Origin of the sequence: Pyxidicoccus caerfyrddinensis (assembly GCF_010894405.1) — a bacterium.
Taxonomy (GTDB): domain Bacteria; phylum Myxococcota; class Myxococcia; order Myxococcales; family Myxococcaceae; genus Myxococcus; species Myxococcus caerfyrddinensis.
Map to the genome: position 1 here is coordinate 77,992 of NZ_JAAIYA010000011.1, position 15,212 is coordinate 93,203.

The following is a 15,212-nucleotide window of genomic DNA, read 5'->3' on the forward strand; positions in this document are numbered from 1 at the left end:
TAGTTCTTCACTTGTTGTTGGCGGCGGCAGCGCCGTCCGCGGACGAGATGTCCGCGTCGTTGCCCTCGCCGCCGGCGGTGCCGTCCGCGCCGTAGGAGATGATGACGGGCTTGCCGCCCTCGTTGATGTACACGTAGTCGTTGTTCCAGGGGTCCTTGGGCATCTGCTCGAGCGTCTGCGTCTCGACCAGCGCGCCCAGGCCGGAGGCGGTGTCCGGGTACTTCCCCTTCTTCGTGTAGTACAGCTTCATCGCGCCCTGGATGTTCTTGATGTCCAGCGAGGCGCGGTCGCGACGGGCGGCCTCGAGCTGGGGAATCACGGCGACGCCCACCGCGGCGGCGATGAGGCCGAGGATGGTGATGACCACCATGATCTCGATGAGGGTCATGCCGAGGCGGTTGCGACGGCGGCGCTGCTGCTTCTGGATGTTCTGGCTCATGTCAGCTCTCAGTCTCGGGTGACTTTCTGGCAAGCCACCGTGGGGTTTGCGTGTCGTCCTGTCAGGGCGTCCGGGCCCCGTCCGCCACTCCCGCCGCCGGACGCGCCGGCTGGGGACCGTACAGCCGGGCCCCCACCGTCAGCAGCGCCGCCGCCACGGCAATCATCGCCGCCAGGGTGACGCGCTGGATCCAGCGGTCCATCGTGTCGTTCATGGCTTCGTCACTCCTCAGTGAATCGCCGAGTTCACCTGAAGAATCGGCATCAGGATGCTGAGTGCGACGAATGCAATCACCGCGCCCATCACCACGATGAGCATCGGCTCGAGCAGCGAGGTGAGGGCGCCGATGCGCACATTCACCTGCGTCTCGTAGTTGTCCGCGACGTTGGTGAGCATCTCCTCCAGCTGGCCGGAGCGCTCGCCGATGGCGACCATGTGGTACACGAGGGGCGGGAACTCGCCTGAGCGCTTGAGCGGGCTGGCGATGCTCTCGCCCTCGCGGATGGAGTCGCGGGCCTTCTCCACCACCTCCGCGAGGACGTTGTTGGTCATCACGGCCTTGACGATGTCCATGGCCGCCAGGAGCGGGACGCCGCTCTTGAGCAGGGTGGACAGCGTGCGGGCGAAGCGGGAGATGGCCAACAGGCGCACCAGGCTGCCCACCACGGGCGCCTTCAGCGTGATGCGGTCCCACTTCGGCTTGCCCTTGGGGCTCTTCGTCCAGCGCATGAAGAGGAAGCCTCCCAGCACCATCAGCGGGAGGGCGATGAACCACCAGTTCTGGAAGAAGTTGCTGGTGGCGATGAGGATGCGCGTGTTCAGCGGCAGCGTGGCCTTCATCGTCTCGAAGATCTTCGTGACCTTGGGCACCACGAAGACCATGAGGGCCACGAGGATGCCGCCGCCCACCACCATCATGATGGCCGGGTAGAGCATGGTGCTGAGGATCTTCTGCTGCAGCCGGGCCTGGTTCTCCGTGAAGTCCGCCAGGCGCGTGAGCACCGCGTCGAGCGCGCCCGAGGCCTCGCCCGCGCGCACCATGTTCACGTAGATGCTGGGGAAGATCTTCGGGTGGGCGCCCATGGCGTCCCCGAGGGACGAGCCCTCATTCACGCGCTGCTTGATGTCGGAGAGGGCGCGCTTGAAGCGCTCCTTCTCCACCTGGTCCACCAGCGCGCTCAAGGACTCCACCAGGGTGACGCCCGCGTGCAGCAGCGTGGACAGCTGCCGGGTGAAGATGGCCACGTCGTCCGTGTTGACGCGGCCGCGGCCCAGCTTGCGCAGGTCGATGTCGCGCGCCACGAGCGACGCGTTGGCGCCCTTGGACACGGCGGCGCGGCTGCCCTCCGCCTGCGCCAGCACGTCCGTGAGGAAGATGCCGTCGGTGCGCAGCTTGGAGCGCAGCGTCTTGGGCGAATCCGCTTCCAGCAGGCCCTTGACCTGCTTGCCCGTGGAATTGAGACCTCTGTACTCGAAGACCGGCATGGCTCGTTACCCCGGCCCCTCCCAGGGAGGAGCTGTCGGTTACATGTCCTCCTGGGTGATGCTCAGCACTTCCGCGATGGTCGTCTCGCCGAGGGCAATCTTGCGAGCGCCGTCGTCCAGCAGGGTCGTCATGCCCTTGCCGGTCGCGGAGCGCTTGATGCTGGATGCGTCCACGTTCTTCAGGACGAGCTGGCGGATGTCGTCATCCACGGGGAGGAACTCGTAGATGCCGGTGCGGCCGCGGTAGCCGTTGCGGTTGCAGGACGGGCAGCCGGTGGCCTTGTAGATGCGGTCCGTCCCGTAGCGCTCCTTGAACGTCGCGAGGCTGAGGCCCAGTTCCTTGATCTCCACGTCCGTGGGCGTGTAGGCCACGCGGCAGTCCGGGCACACGCGGCGCACGAGGCGCTGGGCGAGGATGCCGGTGAGCGACGAGGCCACGAGGAAGGGCTCCACGCCCATGTCCACGAGTCGCGTCACCGCGCCGGCGGCGTCGTTGGTGTGGACCGTGGAGAGCACCAGGTGGCCCGTGAGGGAGGCCTGGATGGCGATTTCCGCCGTCTCCTTGTCGCGGATTTCGCCGACCATGATGACGTCGGGGTCCTGGCGGAGGAAGGAGCGCAACCCCTGCGCGAAGGTGAGGCCAATCTTCGGGTTGATGGCCATCTGGCCAATGCCCTTGAGCTGGTACTCGACCGGGTCCTCGACGGTGAGGATGTTGAGGTCCGGGGTATTGATTTTGGACAGGGCGCCGTAGAGCGTCGTCGTCTTGCCGGAGCCCGTGGGGCCGGTGACGAGGATGATGCCGTGCGAGCGCTTGATGACGGCTTCCATCGAGTGGAGCGTCGCCTGGCTCATGCCGATTTCCGCCAGGTCCAGCAGCGTCGCCGTCTTGTCGAGCAGACGCATGACGATGCGCTCGCCGAAGGACGTGGGGATGGTGGACAGACGGATGTCGATGTCGCGGCCGGCCAGCTTGATGCGGATGCGGCCGTCCTGCGGCAGGCGCTTCTCCGCGATGTTCAGCTGCCCCATCACCTTCACGCGGGACACAATCGCGTTCTGGTAGCGCTTGGGCGGCTTGATGACCTCCTGGAGCACGCCGTCCACGCGGAAGCGCACCAGCAGCTCGCGCTCCATGGGCTCGATGTGGATGTCGCTCGCGCGCTCCTTGGCGGCGCGGAACAGCACCGAGTTCACCAGCCGGATGACGGGCGCCTCGTCGTTGACGTCCAGCAGGTCCGCGGGCTCGTCCAGCTCGTGGGCGATGGCGTCCAGGTCCTGCGTCTCCATCTCGTCCACGAGCTGCTCGGCCTCGTTGACGGAGCGGTCATAGACGCTGTTGATGGCGTCGGTGATGGTGTCGGCCATGGCAATGCGCGGGGTGATGCTCTGCCCCAGCAGCAGGCGCACGTGGTCCAGCGCGGACGTGTCCAGCGGGTCCGCCACGGCGACGACGGCGGTGTCACCCTCCATGGACAGCGGGAGGATGTGCGACTGCTTGGCGAAGTTGATGGGGATGCGCTTGACCAGCTCGGCGTCCACCTCTTCGGTGAAGATGCGCGCCAGGTAGGGCAGGTCGAGCTGGTGGCCGAGCGCCTTGGCCACGTCCTCGTTGGTGACCGCCCGCATCCCCACCAGCGCCTCGCCGATGCGCTGACCCTTCTCCGCCTGGACGGTGAGGGCTTCCTGGATCTTCTCCTCGGTGAGCGAGGGGACGAGCGCGCGGAGGATTTCGCCCAGCGGCCGGCCGCAGAGGAAGGCCTGACCGTGCGCGACGACCTGGGTGGCGTCGTTGCGGGCGGGCGCCACGGCGTCCGTGGCGTTCAAGGTGGGGTCGGCGGTCACGTTCATGGAATCTGTTCCCCCTGGTCCGGCTGGACACGCAGGCTCTCCGGGCTCTCGGGGGCGGCCGGTTCGGAGGGCTGGGCCGGTGCTCCAGGCACTGGCTGATCGGAACCACCCGGAGGCGGCTCGACTTCCCGTACCGGCGGTTCACCCGGAGGCGTCCCCTGGGCGGGGGCTGGCGAGGGAGCGGGCGCCGTGCGCCCGTTCGTCCGCGCGGGAGCCTGGCTGGCGGGGGCGATGATGCGCTCGCCATTCGCGCCGGGGCCGCCGTTCTCCGCGCGCTGCTGCTCCTTCAGGACGGCCTGGTTCATGCGCGACATCGGGCCGGGCTTGCGGCTGAAGTCCACCGCCACGTCGTACCCGGGCACCTGGCCGTAGAACTGCTCCACGAACTGCTGCCGCTCCTTCATCTTGCGCTCGAAGATGATGCGGAAGTCCTCGGGGCCCCGGATGATGTAGGGCGTCAGGAAGAGGAGCAGGTTGGTCTTCGTCTTCTTGCGCGTCGTCTCGCGGAACAGGTGGCCGATGATGGGGATGTCACCCAGCACCGGCACCTTGGTGACGGACTCCAGGGTGCGGTCCTGCATGATGCCGCCCAGCACCACCGTCTCCTGGTCCTTGGCAATCACCGTCGTCTTCGCGCTGCGGCGCGACGTGGTGGGGCCGAGCACCGGGTCCGACGAGGCAATCTCCTCCGTCTGCTCGCTGATGACGAGGCGGATGTAGTCGCTCTCGTTGATCTGCGGCTTGACGGTGAGCTTGAGCTCCACGTTCTGGCGCGTAATCGGCGCGTACAGCGAGCTCAGGCCACCCAGACCGCCGAGGATGCCGCCGAGGCCGCCGGCGGTGCCGGTGCCGGTGCCGCCGGAGACGGACGAGCCCAGCGACGAGGGGTTGAAGCCGGACTGGAAGGGCACGTTCTGGCCCACCGTGATTTCCGCCTCCTCGTTGTCGCTGGTGAGGATGTGCGGGGTGGAGAGCACGTTGACGTCCGAGCTCTGCTGCATGGCGTGCAGCACCACGCCGAAGGCGGGGATGTCCAGGCCGAGCTTCTCCAGCGCGGGGATGACGGGGCCCTGGAGGCCGGCGAGGAAGCCGCCGAACTGCGCGAGGCTGCCCAGCGACAGCGACGGGGGCAGGCCGTTGCCGGTGTTGTTGGTGCCGATGAGGCCCGGCACCGCGCCGTCGTCCGTCTTCAGGCTGAAGCCGCTGTGGAGGTTGACGCCGAACGCGGCGTCCCGGTTCAGGTTGACCTCCATGATGACGGCCTCGACGAAGACCTGGCGGCGCGGCGTGTCCAGCTGCTGGATGATTTGAACGATGTTCTTGTAGTCCGCCGCGCTGGCGACGATGACCAGCGAGTTGGTGCCCTTGTCGGCCGAAATCTTCACCTCACCGCTGAACAGCTCCGCGGCCTGCGTGGAGCCGGTGGGGCCCCGGGGGATGCCCGGCGGCGCCTGCGGGGTGGGGTTGCGCGGGCGGTTGGCGGTGCCCTGGGCCAGCGACTGGAGCGTGCTGGCCAGCTCCTCCGCGTTGGCGTTCTCCAGCGGGTAGACGTTGATGCGGCCGCCGCTGGTGGTGGGGATGTCCAGCTGCGCCACCAGCTCCTGGATGCGGTCGAAGGCGGCGGGGCTGGCGACGATGATGAGCTTGTTGGTGCGCTCGTCCGGGATGATCTGCGACAGCGTCACCGGGCCCCCGGAGCCCTCCTGGCCCTGGGCGGCCTGAGCGGCGGCGACCTCTCCCGGCGGGGCGCCGGGGGACACGTTGGACTGGAAGCCGCCGGGGCGCGTGCCGGAGCGGGCGTTCTTCGCCTCGAAGAGGCGCTGCACCGTGGTGGCCACGTCCTGCGCGGTGGCGTACTGGATCTGGATGATGCGCAGCTCGTCGCTGGCGGCGCGGCTATCCAGCTGGTCGATGATGCGCTCCAGCCGGTGGATGTTGGAGCCCACGTCGTTGACGATGATGGTGTCCGGCGGGTACGGGATGGTGTCGCCGTCCTTGGACACGAGCTGCTGGAGCACGCCGCGCAGCGGCTCCACTTCCACGTTCTTGATGCGGAAGAGCTTCGTCACCATCTGCTCGTTGGTGGTGTACGGCTCGTCCTCGTCGACGATGGTGGGGATGGGGTTCTGCTTCGCCGAGCGCTTGTCGACAATCTTCAGGAAGCGGCCGTGCTGGTAGACGGACAGGCCGTTGGCGTCGAGCGCGGCGAGGAAGGCGGAGTAGAAGGCATCCGCGTTGACCTCCACGCGGCCGTTCTCCGGGCCGATGATGGAGATCTTCCCGCGCACGTTCTCCGGGAGGATGAAGGTGCGGCAGGTGGCATCCGCCACCGTCTGGACCAGCTTCTCGATCTCCACCTTGTCGAAGTAGATGCCGTAGCGGGCATTGCGCCGGGCCTCCTCGCACGTGGGCGTGCGGCGGGGACCCTGGTTGGTGTCCTCGCCTTCAGCGGGGGCCTGCGGAGTGATCGTGCGATCACTCGGCGCGGCGGGCGCGTTGGTACCGGGCGGAGGGGGGCGGCGCTGAGCCTGCGCGGGGACAGCGAGCGCAAGGCACAGGCAGAGCATCCAGGACGGGAGCGTCTTCATGGAGAGCGGGCGATGCGGGGGTGATTAACGGACGTTGTACGACTTTTTGATCGGCGCTCCGTTGCGCTCGATCTCAATTTCGATGCGGGATGCGTCCTTCATCTTCGAGTAGACCTCCAGCGCCTTCTCGGGGCTGTTGAGGTCGAACCCGTTGATGCGGCGGATGACGTCGCCGTTCTGCACGCCAATCTTCGAGTAGATGGAGTCCGGGCGGATGGAGAAGAGCTTGAAGCCCACCGCCTGACCGTCCTTGAACGCGGGAACGATGCGGGCCTGCATGGCCACGTCGTTGAGGTTGTTGAGCGTCTTGTCGATCTCCGCGCGCGGCACCTCGTACTCGTTGTCACTCGTGGCGCGGATGCCGCTGCCGTTGCCAGGCGGGGGCGTGGTGTTGGCCACCGCCACGGGCGGGGAGGGCGGCACGAAGGCGCCGTCACCGGGCTGCCCGTCGATGTACTCGCGGCGGCCGTTGTTGAGGATGATGACGCGCTCGCGCTCGATTTCCTGCACGGTGGCGCCCTGGAGGGCGTTGCCGACCATGTACGTCTGCGAGCGCTGGGTCACCATGTCCTGGATGGACGCGAAGGACCAGTCGGGGTTGCCGGCGACGAGGGTGCCGAGCAGCTTCACCCGCAGGCCGCTCTTCACCGGCGGCGCGTTGGGGTCCACCTGCGGCGTCTCCGGCTCCCGCACGGCGACCTCGGGCTCCGGAATCTTGATGCCGGTGAGCCGCGACAGCCGGTTCATGTCGAGCGAGGCCAGGGCCGCCTCCGGCCTCCGTGCCTGGGTCGGAGCGCGCGTCGCCGTTCCGGAGGGAACCGGCGCGATGGCGGACTCGACGAACAGGTTCACCGTGCGCGCCGCCAACAGGGCCACGAGCAGGATGAACAGCAGGTTCACCGTCCAGAAGTATTTTCGAAAGAAGAGTTCCATCACGCTTCCGGTAGTAAGCCGGCCTCACGGTGAGCAAGTCAGGTGCCACCGCGTGCCAGGCGGACAATCCAGGACCAACGGGCCAAGGGCGCGGAATTATTCCGGAATGGCAGGCGGCCCCGAGGCGGGTGGCGACCCCCGGAACCTTGCCGGACAAATTGTCAAAAGGGGGCAGGGCCTCGTGTGACGCCCTGTCAGTCGTCCGTGTCGGGGCCGGAGGCGGCGGCGGGGCTGGAGGCGGGCTCTCCGGAGGTCTGCTCGCGCTCCAGCTTGCGGTAGATGGTGCGCGCGGCGATGCCCAGCAGCCGGGCCGCGAGCGTCTTGTCGCCGCGCGTGTGGCGCAGCGTCTCGTGGATCACCCGCCGCTCCACTTCCTCCATGGGCGTACCGATGGGGATGACGAGCTGACCGGCCGAGCCCAGCGGGCCCTTGCGCACCGACTCGGGCAAGTCGCTGGCCTCGAGCACGTCGCCGCGGGCGAGGACCACGGCGCGCTCCACGGCGTGCTCCAGCTCGCGCACGTTGCCCGGCCAGGCGTAGTTCTCCAGCACGTTGAGCGCGTCCTGGGAGAAGCCTCGCAGCACCTTGCCATTCTTGGCGGCGAAGCGGCGCAGGAAGGCGTCCGCCAGCAGGGGGATGTCCTCGCGGCGCGAGGCCAGCGCCGGCACGCGAATCTCCACCACGTTGAGGCGGTAGTAGAGGTCCTCGCGGAAGCGGCCCTCGGCCACCTCCTTCTGGAGGTCCTTGTTGGTGGCGGCGACCAGCCGCACGTCCACCTTCACCGTCTGCGTGCCGCCCAGGCGCTCGATTTCGCCCTCGGCCAGCGCGCGCAGCAGCTTCACCTGCGCGGACAGCGGCATCTCGCCGACTTCGTCGAGGAAGAGGGTGCCGCCGCTGGCGCGCTCGAAGCGGCCCTCGCGACGGGCCACCGCGCCGGTGAAGGCGCCGCGCTCCACGCCGAACAGCTCCGCCTCCAGGATGTTCTCCGGCAGGGCACCGCAGTTGACGGCGATGAAGGGGCCCTTCGCGCGGTTGGAGTACTCGTGCACCGAGCGCGCGGCCAGCTCCTTGCCGGTGCCGGACTCGCCCAGGAGCAGCACGGTGGCGGTGGAGGGAGCCGCCTGGCGGATGGTGTCCAGCATGGCGCGGAAGGCGGGGGACTGGCCCACCATGGAGCGCCCGCCGGCCGCGTTCATCTCCGCCAGCTTCGCCTTGAGGGACTGGTTCTCCGCCACCAGCGCGCGCTTCTCCAGCGCCTTCTGAATGGCCTTCACCAGGGCGTGGCGCTTGAGGGGCTTGGTGATGAAGTCGTAGGCGCCGTCCTTCATCGCGGCCACGGCCGTCTCCACGGTGCCGTAGGCCGTCATCAGCACCACCTCCACGTCCGGGCGGATGGCGCGCGCGGCGCGCAGCAGCTCCTGCCCGTCCATGTTGGGCATCATCAAATCCGTCACCATGGCGGCGACTTCCGGGCGGCGCAGCAGCTCCAGCGCCTCCGTGCCGTTGGCGGCGGCCAGGGTGGCCATGCCTTCACGCTGAAAGATGCGGATGACGGAATCGAGGTTGGCGCGGTCGTCGTCGACGACCAGGACCGTGGGGGATGTCATGGCGTGTGCAGGCTCTCCTGGGGGGCCGCGCTCCTGCAAGTCGTGTTCCTTCAGGCCGACTCCTCATCCGGCTCCATGGGGCCGCCGCCCATCCGGCCGATGTCCTCGCGCTTCACGGTGTCCACGTTGAACTTGCGGGCGCTGGCCAGCATCCGGTCGATGGTGGCGTTGAAGTCCGGCTTGCCGCCGTTCTTGCGGAAGCGCAGGAAGTTGATGCGGGCGACGACGAAGTTCTTGAGGTAGGGGCTCTGGAGGCCGCGCTCCTTGAGGGTGTTGACGACGGCCACCACGGCGTCATCCAGCTCCAGCAGCCGGTCCGCGCGGGCCTCGCGCAGGGCCAGCGCCTCCTTCAGGGGCAGCTCCTGGAAGTCCTCCAGCACCTTGACGAAGGGGTGGTAGGCGCCCGCGGAGTAGCGGGGCCGCTTCTCGTACGCGGCGCCGAGGGTGACGAAGGAGGGCTCCTCGAAGAGGTGCGCGAAGGCCGTCTCGTGGCCCTTGCGGTCCGCGCCCACGAGGCCGCGGTACATGCGGATGACCTCCAGCGAGCGCTCCTTCAGGTTGTGCGCCTTCTCCGTGTTGAGGGCGAGGATTTGATAGGCCACGTCCTCGTCCGGCAGCACCAGGGCCACAATCGACTTCGCGCCCAGCAGCTTGCTGGCGTTGAGGCGGTGGTTGCCGTTGGGCGTCCAGTACATGCCGTCCTTGCGCACGGCGATGACGGGGTCCAGGTACCGGTCCAGCCGCTCCATGGCATTGGCCAGCCGCTTCACGTGCGGCTCGGACAAGTCCCGCTGGTACGGGGTGGGCTCCACCTTGTCGATGGGGAGCACGGCGAAGATGGTGGGGTGGCCGCCCAGCGGCTCGCGGTAGACGCCGAGCACCTCGCCGCCGTCGGTGCGCACCGCTTCGAGCAACTCCGTGGGGTATTCCACCGAGTCGCTGGCCACCTCCGCGGGGGTGAGGCCCTTCGACTTCGGTTCCGCCTTCTTGCGGCGTGGCTTGCGGGCCGTCGTCGGCTTCTTCGCGGTGGCGGTCTTCCGTGCGGACTTCGCTGCTGCCATGGGCCGAGCCCTCCTTTGCGCTGCCTCGGGTTGTACGCGCAGGCCCTGACATGCCAGGGCCCGCGCGTAGGTCCACGCTAGGGTGACGCGGAGGGTAGGGCTACTCTCCCGAGACGGTGAGCTGCCGGAAGCGGACAGTGGGCGCGCCCACCGAACCGCCACGGAATTGCAAATCGCTCCCGATGCCGTCCACATCCTGCAGCATCTGGAGGAGGTTGCCCGCCACCGTCACCTCCTGCACCGGGTGCGTCAGCTCGCCCTTCTCGATCCAGAGGCCGTTGGCGCCGGCGGACAGCTCGCCCGTCACGGGGTCCGTGCCCTGGCCGAGCAGCGCCGTCACGTAGAAGCCGCTGTCCACCTCGCGCAGCAGCTCCTCGGGCGACTTCGTGCCGGCCTCCAGGTAGAGGTTGGTGGCGCCGATGGAGGGGAGGGCGTTGTAGCCACGCGACGCGTTGCCCGTGGTGCGCGCCTTCGCCTTGCGCGCAGTGAAGGCGTCGTAGAGGAAGCCCGATAGCACGCCCTTGTCGAGGATGGGGGTGCGCCGCGTGGGCACGCCCTCGCCGTCGAAGGGCGCGGTGGCGAGGCCGCGCGGCAACAGGCCGTCATCCACCAGCGTCACGTGCGGGCCCGCCAGCCTCTTGCCCTTGAGGGGCGCCAGCACGCTGGCCTGTTGGTACACGGCGTTGCCATTGGCCGCGGCCGCGAGGTCCGAGACGAAGTTGGAGGCGACGAGCGGGTCCAACACCACGGGCACCTGCTGCGTCTTCACGCGCTTCGCGCCCAGCATGCGCACCGCGCGGCGCGTGGCCTCGCGGCCGATGGACTCCGGCGAGTCCAGGTCGTCCAGGAAGCGCTTGTAGTCCACCCAGTAGCCCGTCTGCAGGCCCTTCCCGTCCGAGGCCACCGGCATGGCGTAGAGGAAGACGTACGTGCCGGAGTACGCGCCCGTCATTCCCTCGGTGGAGGCCATGTACACCTCGGAGACGAAGTCCCCGGCGCCCACCGCGTTGAAGGCGACGACGCGCGAGTCCTCCGCGCGCGCGGCCTTCTCCACCTCGAGCGCGGCCTTGATCTTCCAGTCGCCGGGCAGCTCCGACACCTTGGTGTCGAAGAGCAGGCCGGTGTCCCCGAAGCGGCCCAGGTCCTTGCCCGAGGGCAGGCCGTTGAGCTTGTTGGGCGCGGCGGCCCCGGCGAGCTTCAGCGCCAGGTCGATGATGTGGTCCAGGGCGGCGGGCTCGAAGTCCGACGTATAGGCGAAGCCGAGCCGGCCCTTCACGAGGACGCGTACGCCCACGCCCTTGCTGGTGGACTGGGTGAGGTCCTCGATTTGTCCCTCGTGCACGCGCACGCTGCCCTGGCGGCCCACCTCCAGGAAGGCCTCCGCCTGCTGGGCGCCCTTCTTCTTCGCGCGCTGGACGATCTTCTTCGCGAGCTGCTGGTAGTCCACGGTTGGCGCTCCCTCTCTCAGGCGACCTTGGTTCCGCCGACGGTGACGTTGTCGATGCGCAGCGTGGGCAGGCCCACGCCCACCGGCAGCATCTGCCCATCCTTCATGCACACGCCCATGCCCGGGTCCGGCATCGGGTCGGTCCCCACGCGCGTCACGTTCTTCAGCGCCTCCGGCCCCACTCCGATGAGCATCGCGTTCTTCACCGGGCGGCCCAGCTTGCCGTCCTCGATCTGGTACGCCTCGCTCACCTCGAAGACGAAGTTGCCGTTGGTGATGTCCACCTGCCCGCCGCCGAAGGTCGCGCAATACAGGCCGCGCTTCACCTCCTTGAGGATGTCCTCCGGGGCGTGGTCGCCCGGGGCGAGGAAGGTGTTCGTCATGCGCGGCAGCGGCAGGTGCTTGAAGGACTCGCGCCGCCCGCTGCCGGTGGTGCGCTGGTTCATCAGCTTCGCGTTGAGGCCGTCATAGAGGTAGTTCTTGAGGACGCCGTTCTCGATGAGCACCTTGCGCTCACCGGGGTTGCCCTCGTCGTCGATGTTGATGGAGCCGCGGCCGCTGGACACCGTGCCGTCGTCGATGACGGTGACCAGGTCCGACGCCACCTTCTGCCCGAGTTTACCGGCGAACAGCGACGTGCCCTTTCGGATGAAGTCCGCCTCCAGGCCATGGCCCACCGCCTCGTGCAGGAGGATGCCGCTCCAGCCCGGCGCCAGCACCACCGTCTGCGGGCCGGCCGCGCAGTCCACCGCGCCCAGCGTGGCCACCGCCTGCCGCGCCGCCTCGCGCGCCACGTGCTCCGGCGGGAAGGTGTCCCAGTGCGTGAAGGACACGCGGCCGCCACCGCCGAACATGCCGGTGCGCTGCTCGCCATTCTTCCCCTGGGCCACCACCTGGACGGCCATGCGGCACAGGTCCTGGGTGTCCTCGGTGTAGCGGCCCTCGGTGTTGGCCACGGCGATGCGGCGCGTCTGGTCCACGTACGAGGCATTCACCTGCTTCACCCGCGCGTCGAACGCGCGAGCGGCCTTGTCCGCGCGCGACAGCAGGCCCGTCTTCAGCGCCACGTCCACGTCCATCAGCGGGGTGGCCACGTGGTAGTGGCTGGGCACCGCGGCCCGGCGCACGGGGAAGCTGCGCTCGGCGCCGCCGCCCTGGGCAATCATCGCCGCGGTGGAGGCCGCGCGCACGAGCGCGGGCTCGTCCCAGTCGTCGGAGTAGGCGTAGCCCACCTTGGCGCCGGAGATGACGCGCACTCCGACGCCCTGGATGAGGCCCGTCTGCGCGCTCTTGATGCGCGACTCCTCCAGCATCACCGCCGTGGTGAGCGTGCGCTCCACATAGACTTCGGCGAAGTCACCGCCGCGCTCCATGGCGACGGCGAGCAGGCGCTCGACGAGCGGCTGGGGTAGCAGCGGGGCGGACGAGGGCCCCCTGGCCACCGGGGGGGCAAGCTGGGCAGCAGAGGCGCGTCGCGTGGACGCAGAGGCTCGGGGCATAGTGGGGGACTCCCTGAGTGAAGAAGCCGTTGACGGAATGTGGGCACCTACATAGGAGGCGGCGCCGCCCGGAGCAACGCTCAAAGCCCGCCCTTCTTTCCCGGCTGAGCGACCTGTCCGCATTCCCACCGTGGGGACGGCGCTCTAAGATGCCCGCCGTTTCGAGACTGGAACCCACCCCATGCCTCCTCGTCCTCCTCCCTCCTCCCGCGCTGGCGCCGGCCGTTCCGGCGGTGGCTCGGGGGCGGACTCCCCAAACTCGGGCCGTGGCCGGCCTGCCCGCGGTACGCCCTCGTCCGAGGACGAGGACTTCTCCGCGCCATTGACTGGCGAGGAGAGCTACCCCGAGGACGGGCCCCCCAACCCGGAGCTGTACGGCGACTCCAGCGGTTCGGGCGGCGGACGCCGGGACATGACGCGCGTGGCCTCCGTCCAGGACATCGACGACGAGGGCTCCACGCGCGAGCAGGAGGACGACAACCCGGACGCCACGCGCGCCGGCCCGCCGGTGCAGATGCTGGTGCTGGCCGGCCCGGACCGGGGCCGCAAGAAGCGCTTCCAGAGCGTGCGGATGGTCATCGGCCGCGGCAAGGACTGCGACTTCCCACTGGAGGACCAGTCCGTCTCCCGCCGCCACCTGGAATTGGTGTACGGCGAGGGCGGCGTGGTGATGCGTGATCTGGGCAGCGTCTCCGGCACGCAGGTCAACGACCAGCGCGTGGACGAGTGCGTGCTCAAGCACGGCGACGAGCTGTCGGTGGGCAAGACGCGCCTGCGCTTCGTGGATGAAGCGGAGCAGATCAAGGAGCTGCGCGCCCAGGCCGAGCAGCGTGAGGCCGAGGAGAAGCGCGAGCGCGAGGAGGCCGCGAGCGAGGCGAAGGAGGCTCGCAAGTCGGGAGGTGCCGCGCGCGGCAGCGACCTGGACCCGGGCGACCCGCGCCTCAACGAGGCCACCAACGCCAACTACAAGCTGTCCGACGTCCTCCGCGACGAGGGGAAGAACAAGGGCACCGCCGTGGTGTCCCGCCCCGTCCGCCCGCCCACGCGCGGCGCCAGCGCGAAGCAGGGCTTCGGGATGACGGGGAAGCAGAAGGGCCTCATCGGCCTGGCCGGCTTCGTGATGGTGATGCTGGTGATGGGGCTCGTCTTCGCCAAGAAGGGCCCGCCGCCTCCGCCGCCCGTGGACCCGAACGTGGAGCGCGCGAAGCTGCTGATGCAGAAGGCGCGCGAGTCCGTGCGCGCGGATGACTTCGCCAATGCGGTGCGGCTGGTGGAGGAGGCGGAGAAGCTGCTGCCCGGCGTGGACGAGGAGGGCCTGGCCCGCGCGGCGCGCAAGCAGCAGGACGTGCTGGACGCGCTGCAGAAGGTGCGAGACCTCATCGACGAGAAGAAGTTCGACGAGGCGCGCGAGAAGCTGGCCAACGCCCCGGAGGGCACGGCCAAGACGGACGAGGAGCAGCGCAAGCTGGAGGCGGAGCTGGGGGAGAAGCAGCTCGCCTGGCGCATCCAGCAGGTGGACGAGGCGCTCGCGACGAGAGACCCGGAGGTGATTCGCCCGCTCCTGGACACGCTGCCCGCGCAGAACCGGCCGGCGTATGAGGCGAAGCTGGCGGACATCGAGGCGGAGCTGGCGAAGGAGTCCGCCGACTCGGCGCGCCGCAACCGCAATGCCAGGGATCGCGCGGCGGCAAACGCGAAGGAGCAGCGCCGCCAGTTCATGGAGGAGGCCTTCCTGGACGTGGAGCGCCGCTTCAACGGCGGCGACTACCCGCGCGCGGTGCTGGAGTGCGACCGGGTGGTGGACCGCTACAAGGGGGACAAGGAGGTCAAGGACCGGTCCATGGCCCTCAAGCGCCTCATCCCCCAGTTCGCGCGCGTCCTGGAGGAAGGGCAGAAGAAGATGGACGCCAACGCGCTGGAGGCCGCGGCGAAGCCGCTGCGCCGGGCGGCGGAGCTGTACCGGCAGATTGGCTTCCGGGGCTCGCTGGGCAACACCCTCGACGAGCAGCTCGCGTCCTCGTCCGTGGCGTCGGGGCAGGCGGCCCTCAAGAAGGGGGACCTGGCGTCGGCGGGCTCCAGCTTCCGCGAGGCGATGCGGCTCAACCCCGGCGACGGCCGCGCGAGAGATGGATTGGAGGCCCTGCAGAAGAAGGTGGAGGAGCTCTACCTCCAGGCCTATATCCAGCGCGACAGGGACCCGCAGGCGGCCGCGGAGAAGTTCAAGGTCATCATCGAGACGGCTTCCGAGGGCTCGGAAGTGAAGCGCAAGGCGGAGATGTACCTGGGCGAGGTGCAGCAGTGA

Annotated in this window: 11 protein-coding genes; 1 reads left to right on the forward strand and 10 read right to left on the reverse strand. The window is 69.0% G+C overall.

Annotated features, from left to right (window positions below; all coding sequences use genetic code 11):
* Positions 1-7: 7 nt before the first annotated feature.
* The 10 genes from gspG to G4D86_RS26285 form a co-directional block, all read right to left on the reverse strand.
* Complete coding sequence (gspG, locus tag G4D86_RS26245; protein WP_163996777.1) at positions 8-439, reverse strand: type II secretion system major pseudopilin GspG; 432 nt, start codon at positions 437-439, stop codon at positions 8-10.
* 61 nt (positions 440-500) lie between these two features.
* Positions 501-653 (reverse strand): hypothetical protein, encoded by a 153-nt coding sequence (locus G4D86_RS52220; RefSeq protein ID WP_205519742.1) that lies wholly within the window; start codon positions 651-653, stop codon positions 501-503.
* 14 nt (positions 654-667) lie between these two features.
* On the reverse strand, positions 668-1,924 hold the full coding sequence (gspF, locus tag G4D86_RS26250) for a type II secretion system inner membrane protein GspF (protein WP_163996778.1): 1,257 nt from the start codon (positions 1,922-1,924) through the stop codon (positions 668-670).
* A gap of 39 nt (positions 1,925-1,963) precedes the next feature.
* Positions 1,964-3,775, reverse strand: coding sequence for a type II secretion system ATPase GspE (gene gspE, locus G4D86_RS26255; RefSeq protein ID WP_163996779.1), 1,812 nt, complete (start codon positions 3,773-3,775; stop codon positions 1,964-1,966).
* The gene (gene gspD, locus G4D86_RS26260) at positions 3,772-6,363 is read right to left on the reverse strand and encodes a type II secretion system secretin GspD (protein ID WP_163996780.1); all 2,592 of its coding nucleotides are present in this window, start codon (positions 6,361-6,363) and stop codon (positions 3,772-3,774) included. The genes gspE and gspD overlap by 4 nt, the downstream gene beginning before the upstream one ends.
* A 24-nt stretch (positions 6,364-6,387) precedes the next feature.
* Positions 6,388-7,296: a type II secretion system protein GspC gene (gene gspC, locus G4D86_RS26265; RefSeq protein WP_163996781.1), complete on the reverse strand. Its 909-nt coding sequence runs from the start codon at positions 7,294-7,296 to the stop codon at positions 6,388-6,390.
* A gap of 194 nt (positions 7,297-7,490) precedes the next feature.
* Positions 7,491-8,903 carry a sigma-54-dependent transcriptional regulator gene (locus G4D86_RS26270; RefSeq protein ID WP_163996782.1) on the reverse strand — a complete coding sequence of 471 codons (1,413 nt, stop codon included), beginning with the start codon at positions 8,901-8,903 and terminating at the stop codon, positions 7,491-7,493.
* Between the two features lie 50 nt (positions 8,904-8,953).
* A complete protein-coding gene (locus tag G4D86_RS26275) occupies positions 8,954-9,964 on the reverse strand; it encodes a ParB/RepB/Spo0J family partition protein (RefSeq protein WP_163996783.1) in 1,011 nt (336 codons plus the stop codon).
* A 100-nt stretch (positions 9,965-10,064) separates the two neighbouring features.
* Positions 10,065-11,411, reverse strand: a complete 1,347-nt coding sequence (locus G4D86_RS26280; RefSeq protein WP_163996784.1) for a TldD/PmbA family protein — start codon at positions 11,409-11,411, stop codon at positions 10,065-10,067.
* A gap of 17 nt (positions 11,412-11,428) precedes the next feature.
* Positions 11,429-12,910 carry a TldD/PmbA family protein gene (locus tag G4D86_RS26285; RefSeq protein ID WP_163996785.1) on the reverse strand — a complete coding sequence of 494 codons (1,482 nt, stop codon included), beginning with the start codon at positions 12,908-12,910 and terminating at the stop codon, positions 11,429-11,431.
* 322 nt (positions 12,911-13,232) lie between these two features.
* Between G4D86_RS26285 and G4D86_RS26290 the strand changes: the two genes are divergently transcribed.
* A complete protein-coding gene (locus G4D86_RS26290) occupies positions 13,233-15,212 on the forward strand; it encodes an FHA domain-containing protein (protein ID WP_240360482.1) in 1,980 nt (659 codons plus the stop codon).

Coding starts and splice junctions, on each gene's coding strand:
- gspG (WP_163996777.1), bottom strand. CDS start 439: ATGAGCCAGAACATCCAGAAGCAGCAGCGCCGCCGTCGCAACCGCCTC.
- gspD (WP_163996780.1), bottom strand. CDS start 6,363: ATGAAGACGCTCCCGTCCTGGATGCTCTGCCTGTGCCTTGCGCTCGCT.
- G4D86_RS26270 (WP_163996782.1), bottom strand. CDS start 8,903: ATGACATCCCCCACGGTCCTGGTCGTCGACGACGACCGCGCCAACCTC.
- gspF (WP_163996778.1), bottom strand. CDS start 1,924: ATGCCGGTCTTCGAGTACAGAGGTCTCAATTCCACGGGCAAGCAGGTC.
- gspE (WP_163996779.1), bottom strand. CDS start 3,775: ATGAACGTGACCGCCGACCCCACCTTGAACGCCACGGACGCCGTGGCG.
- G4D86_RS26275 (WP_163996783.1), bottom strand. CDS start 9,964: ATGGCAGCAGCGAAGTCCGCACGGAAGACCGCCACCGCGAAGAAGCCG.
- G4D86_RS26285 (WP_163996785.1), bottom strand. CDS start 12,910: ATGCCCCGAGCCTCTGCGTCCACGCGACGCGCCTCTGCTGCCCAGCTT.
- G4D86_RS52220 (WP_205519742.1), bottom strand. CDS start 653: ATGAACGACACGATGGACCGCTGGATCCAGCGCGTCACCCTGGCGGCG.
- gspC (WP_163996781.1), bottom strand. CDS start 7,296: ATGGAACTCTTCTTTCGAAAATACTTCTGGACGGTGAACCTGCTGTTC.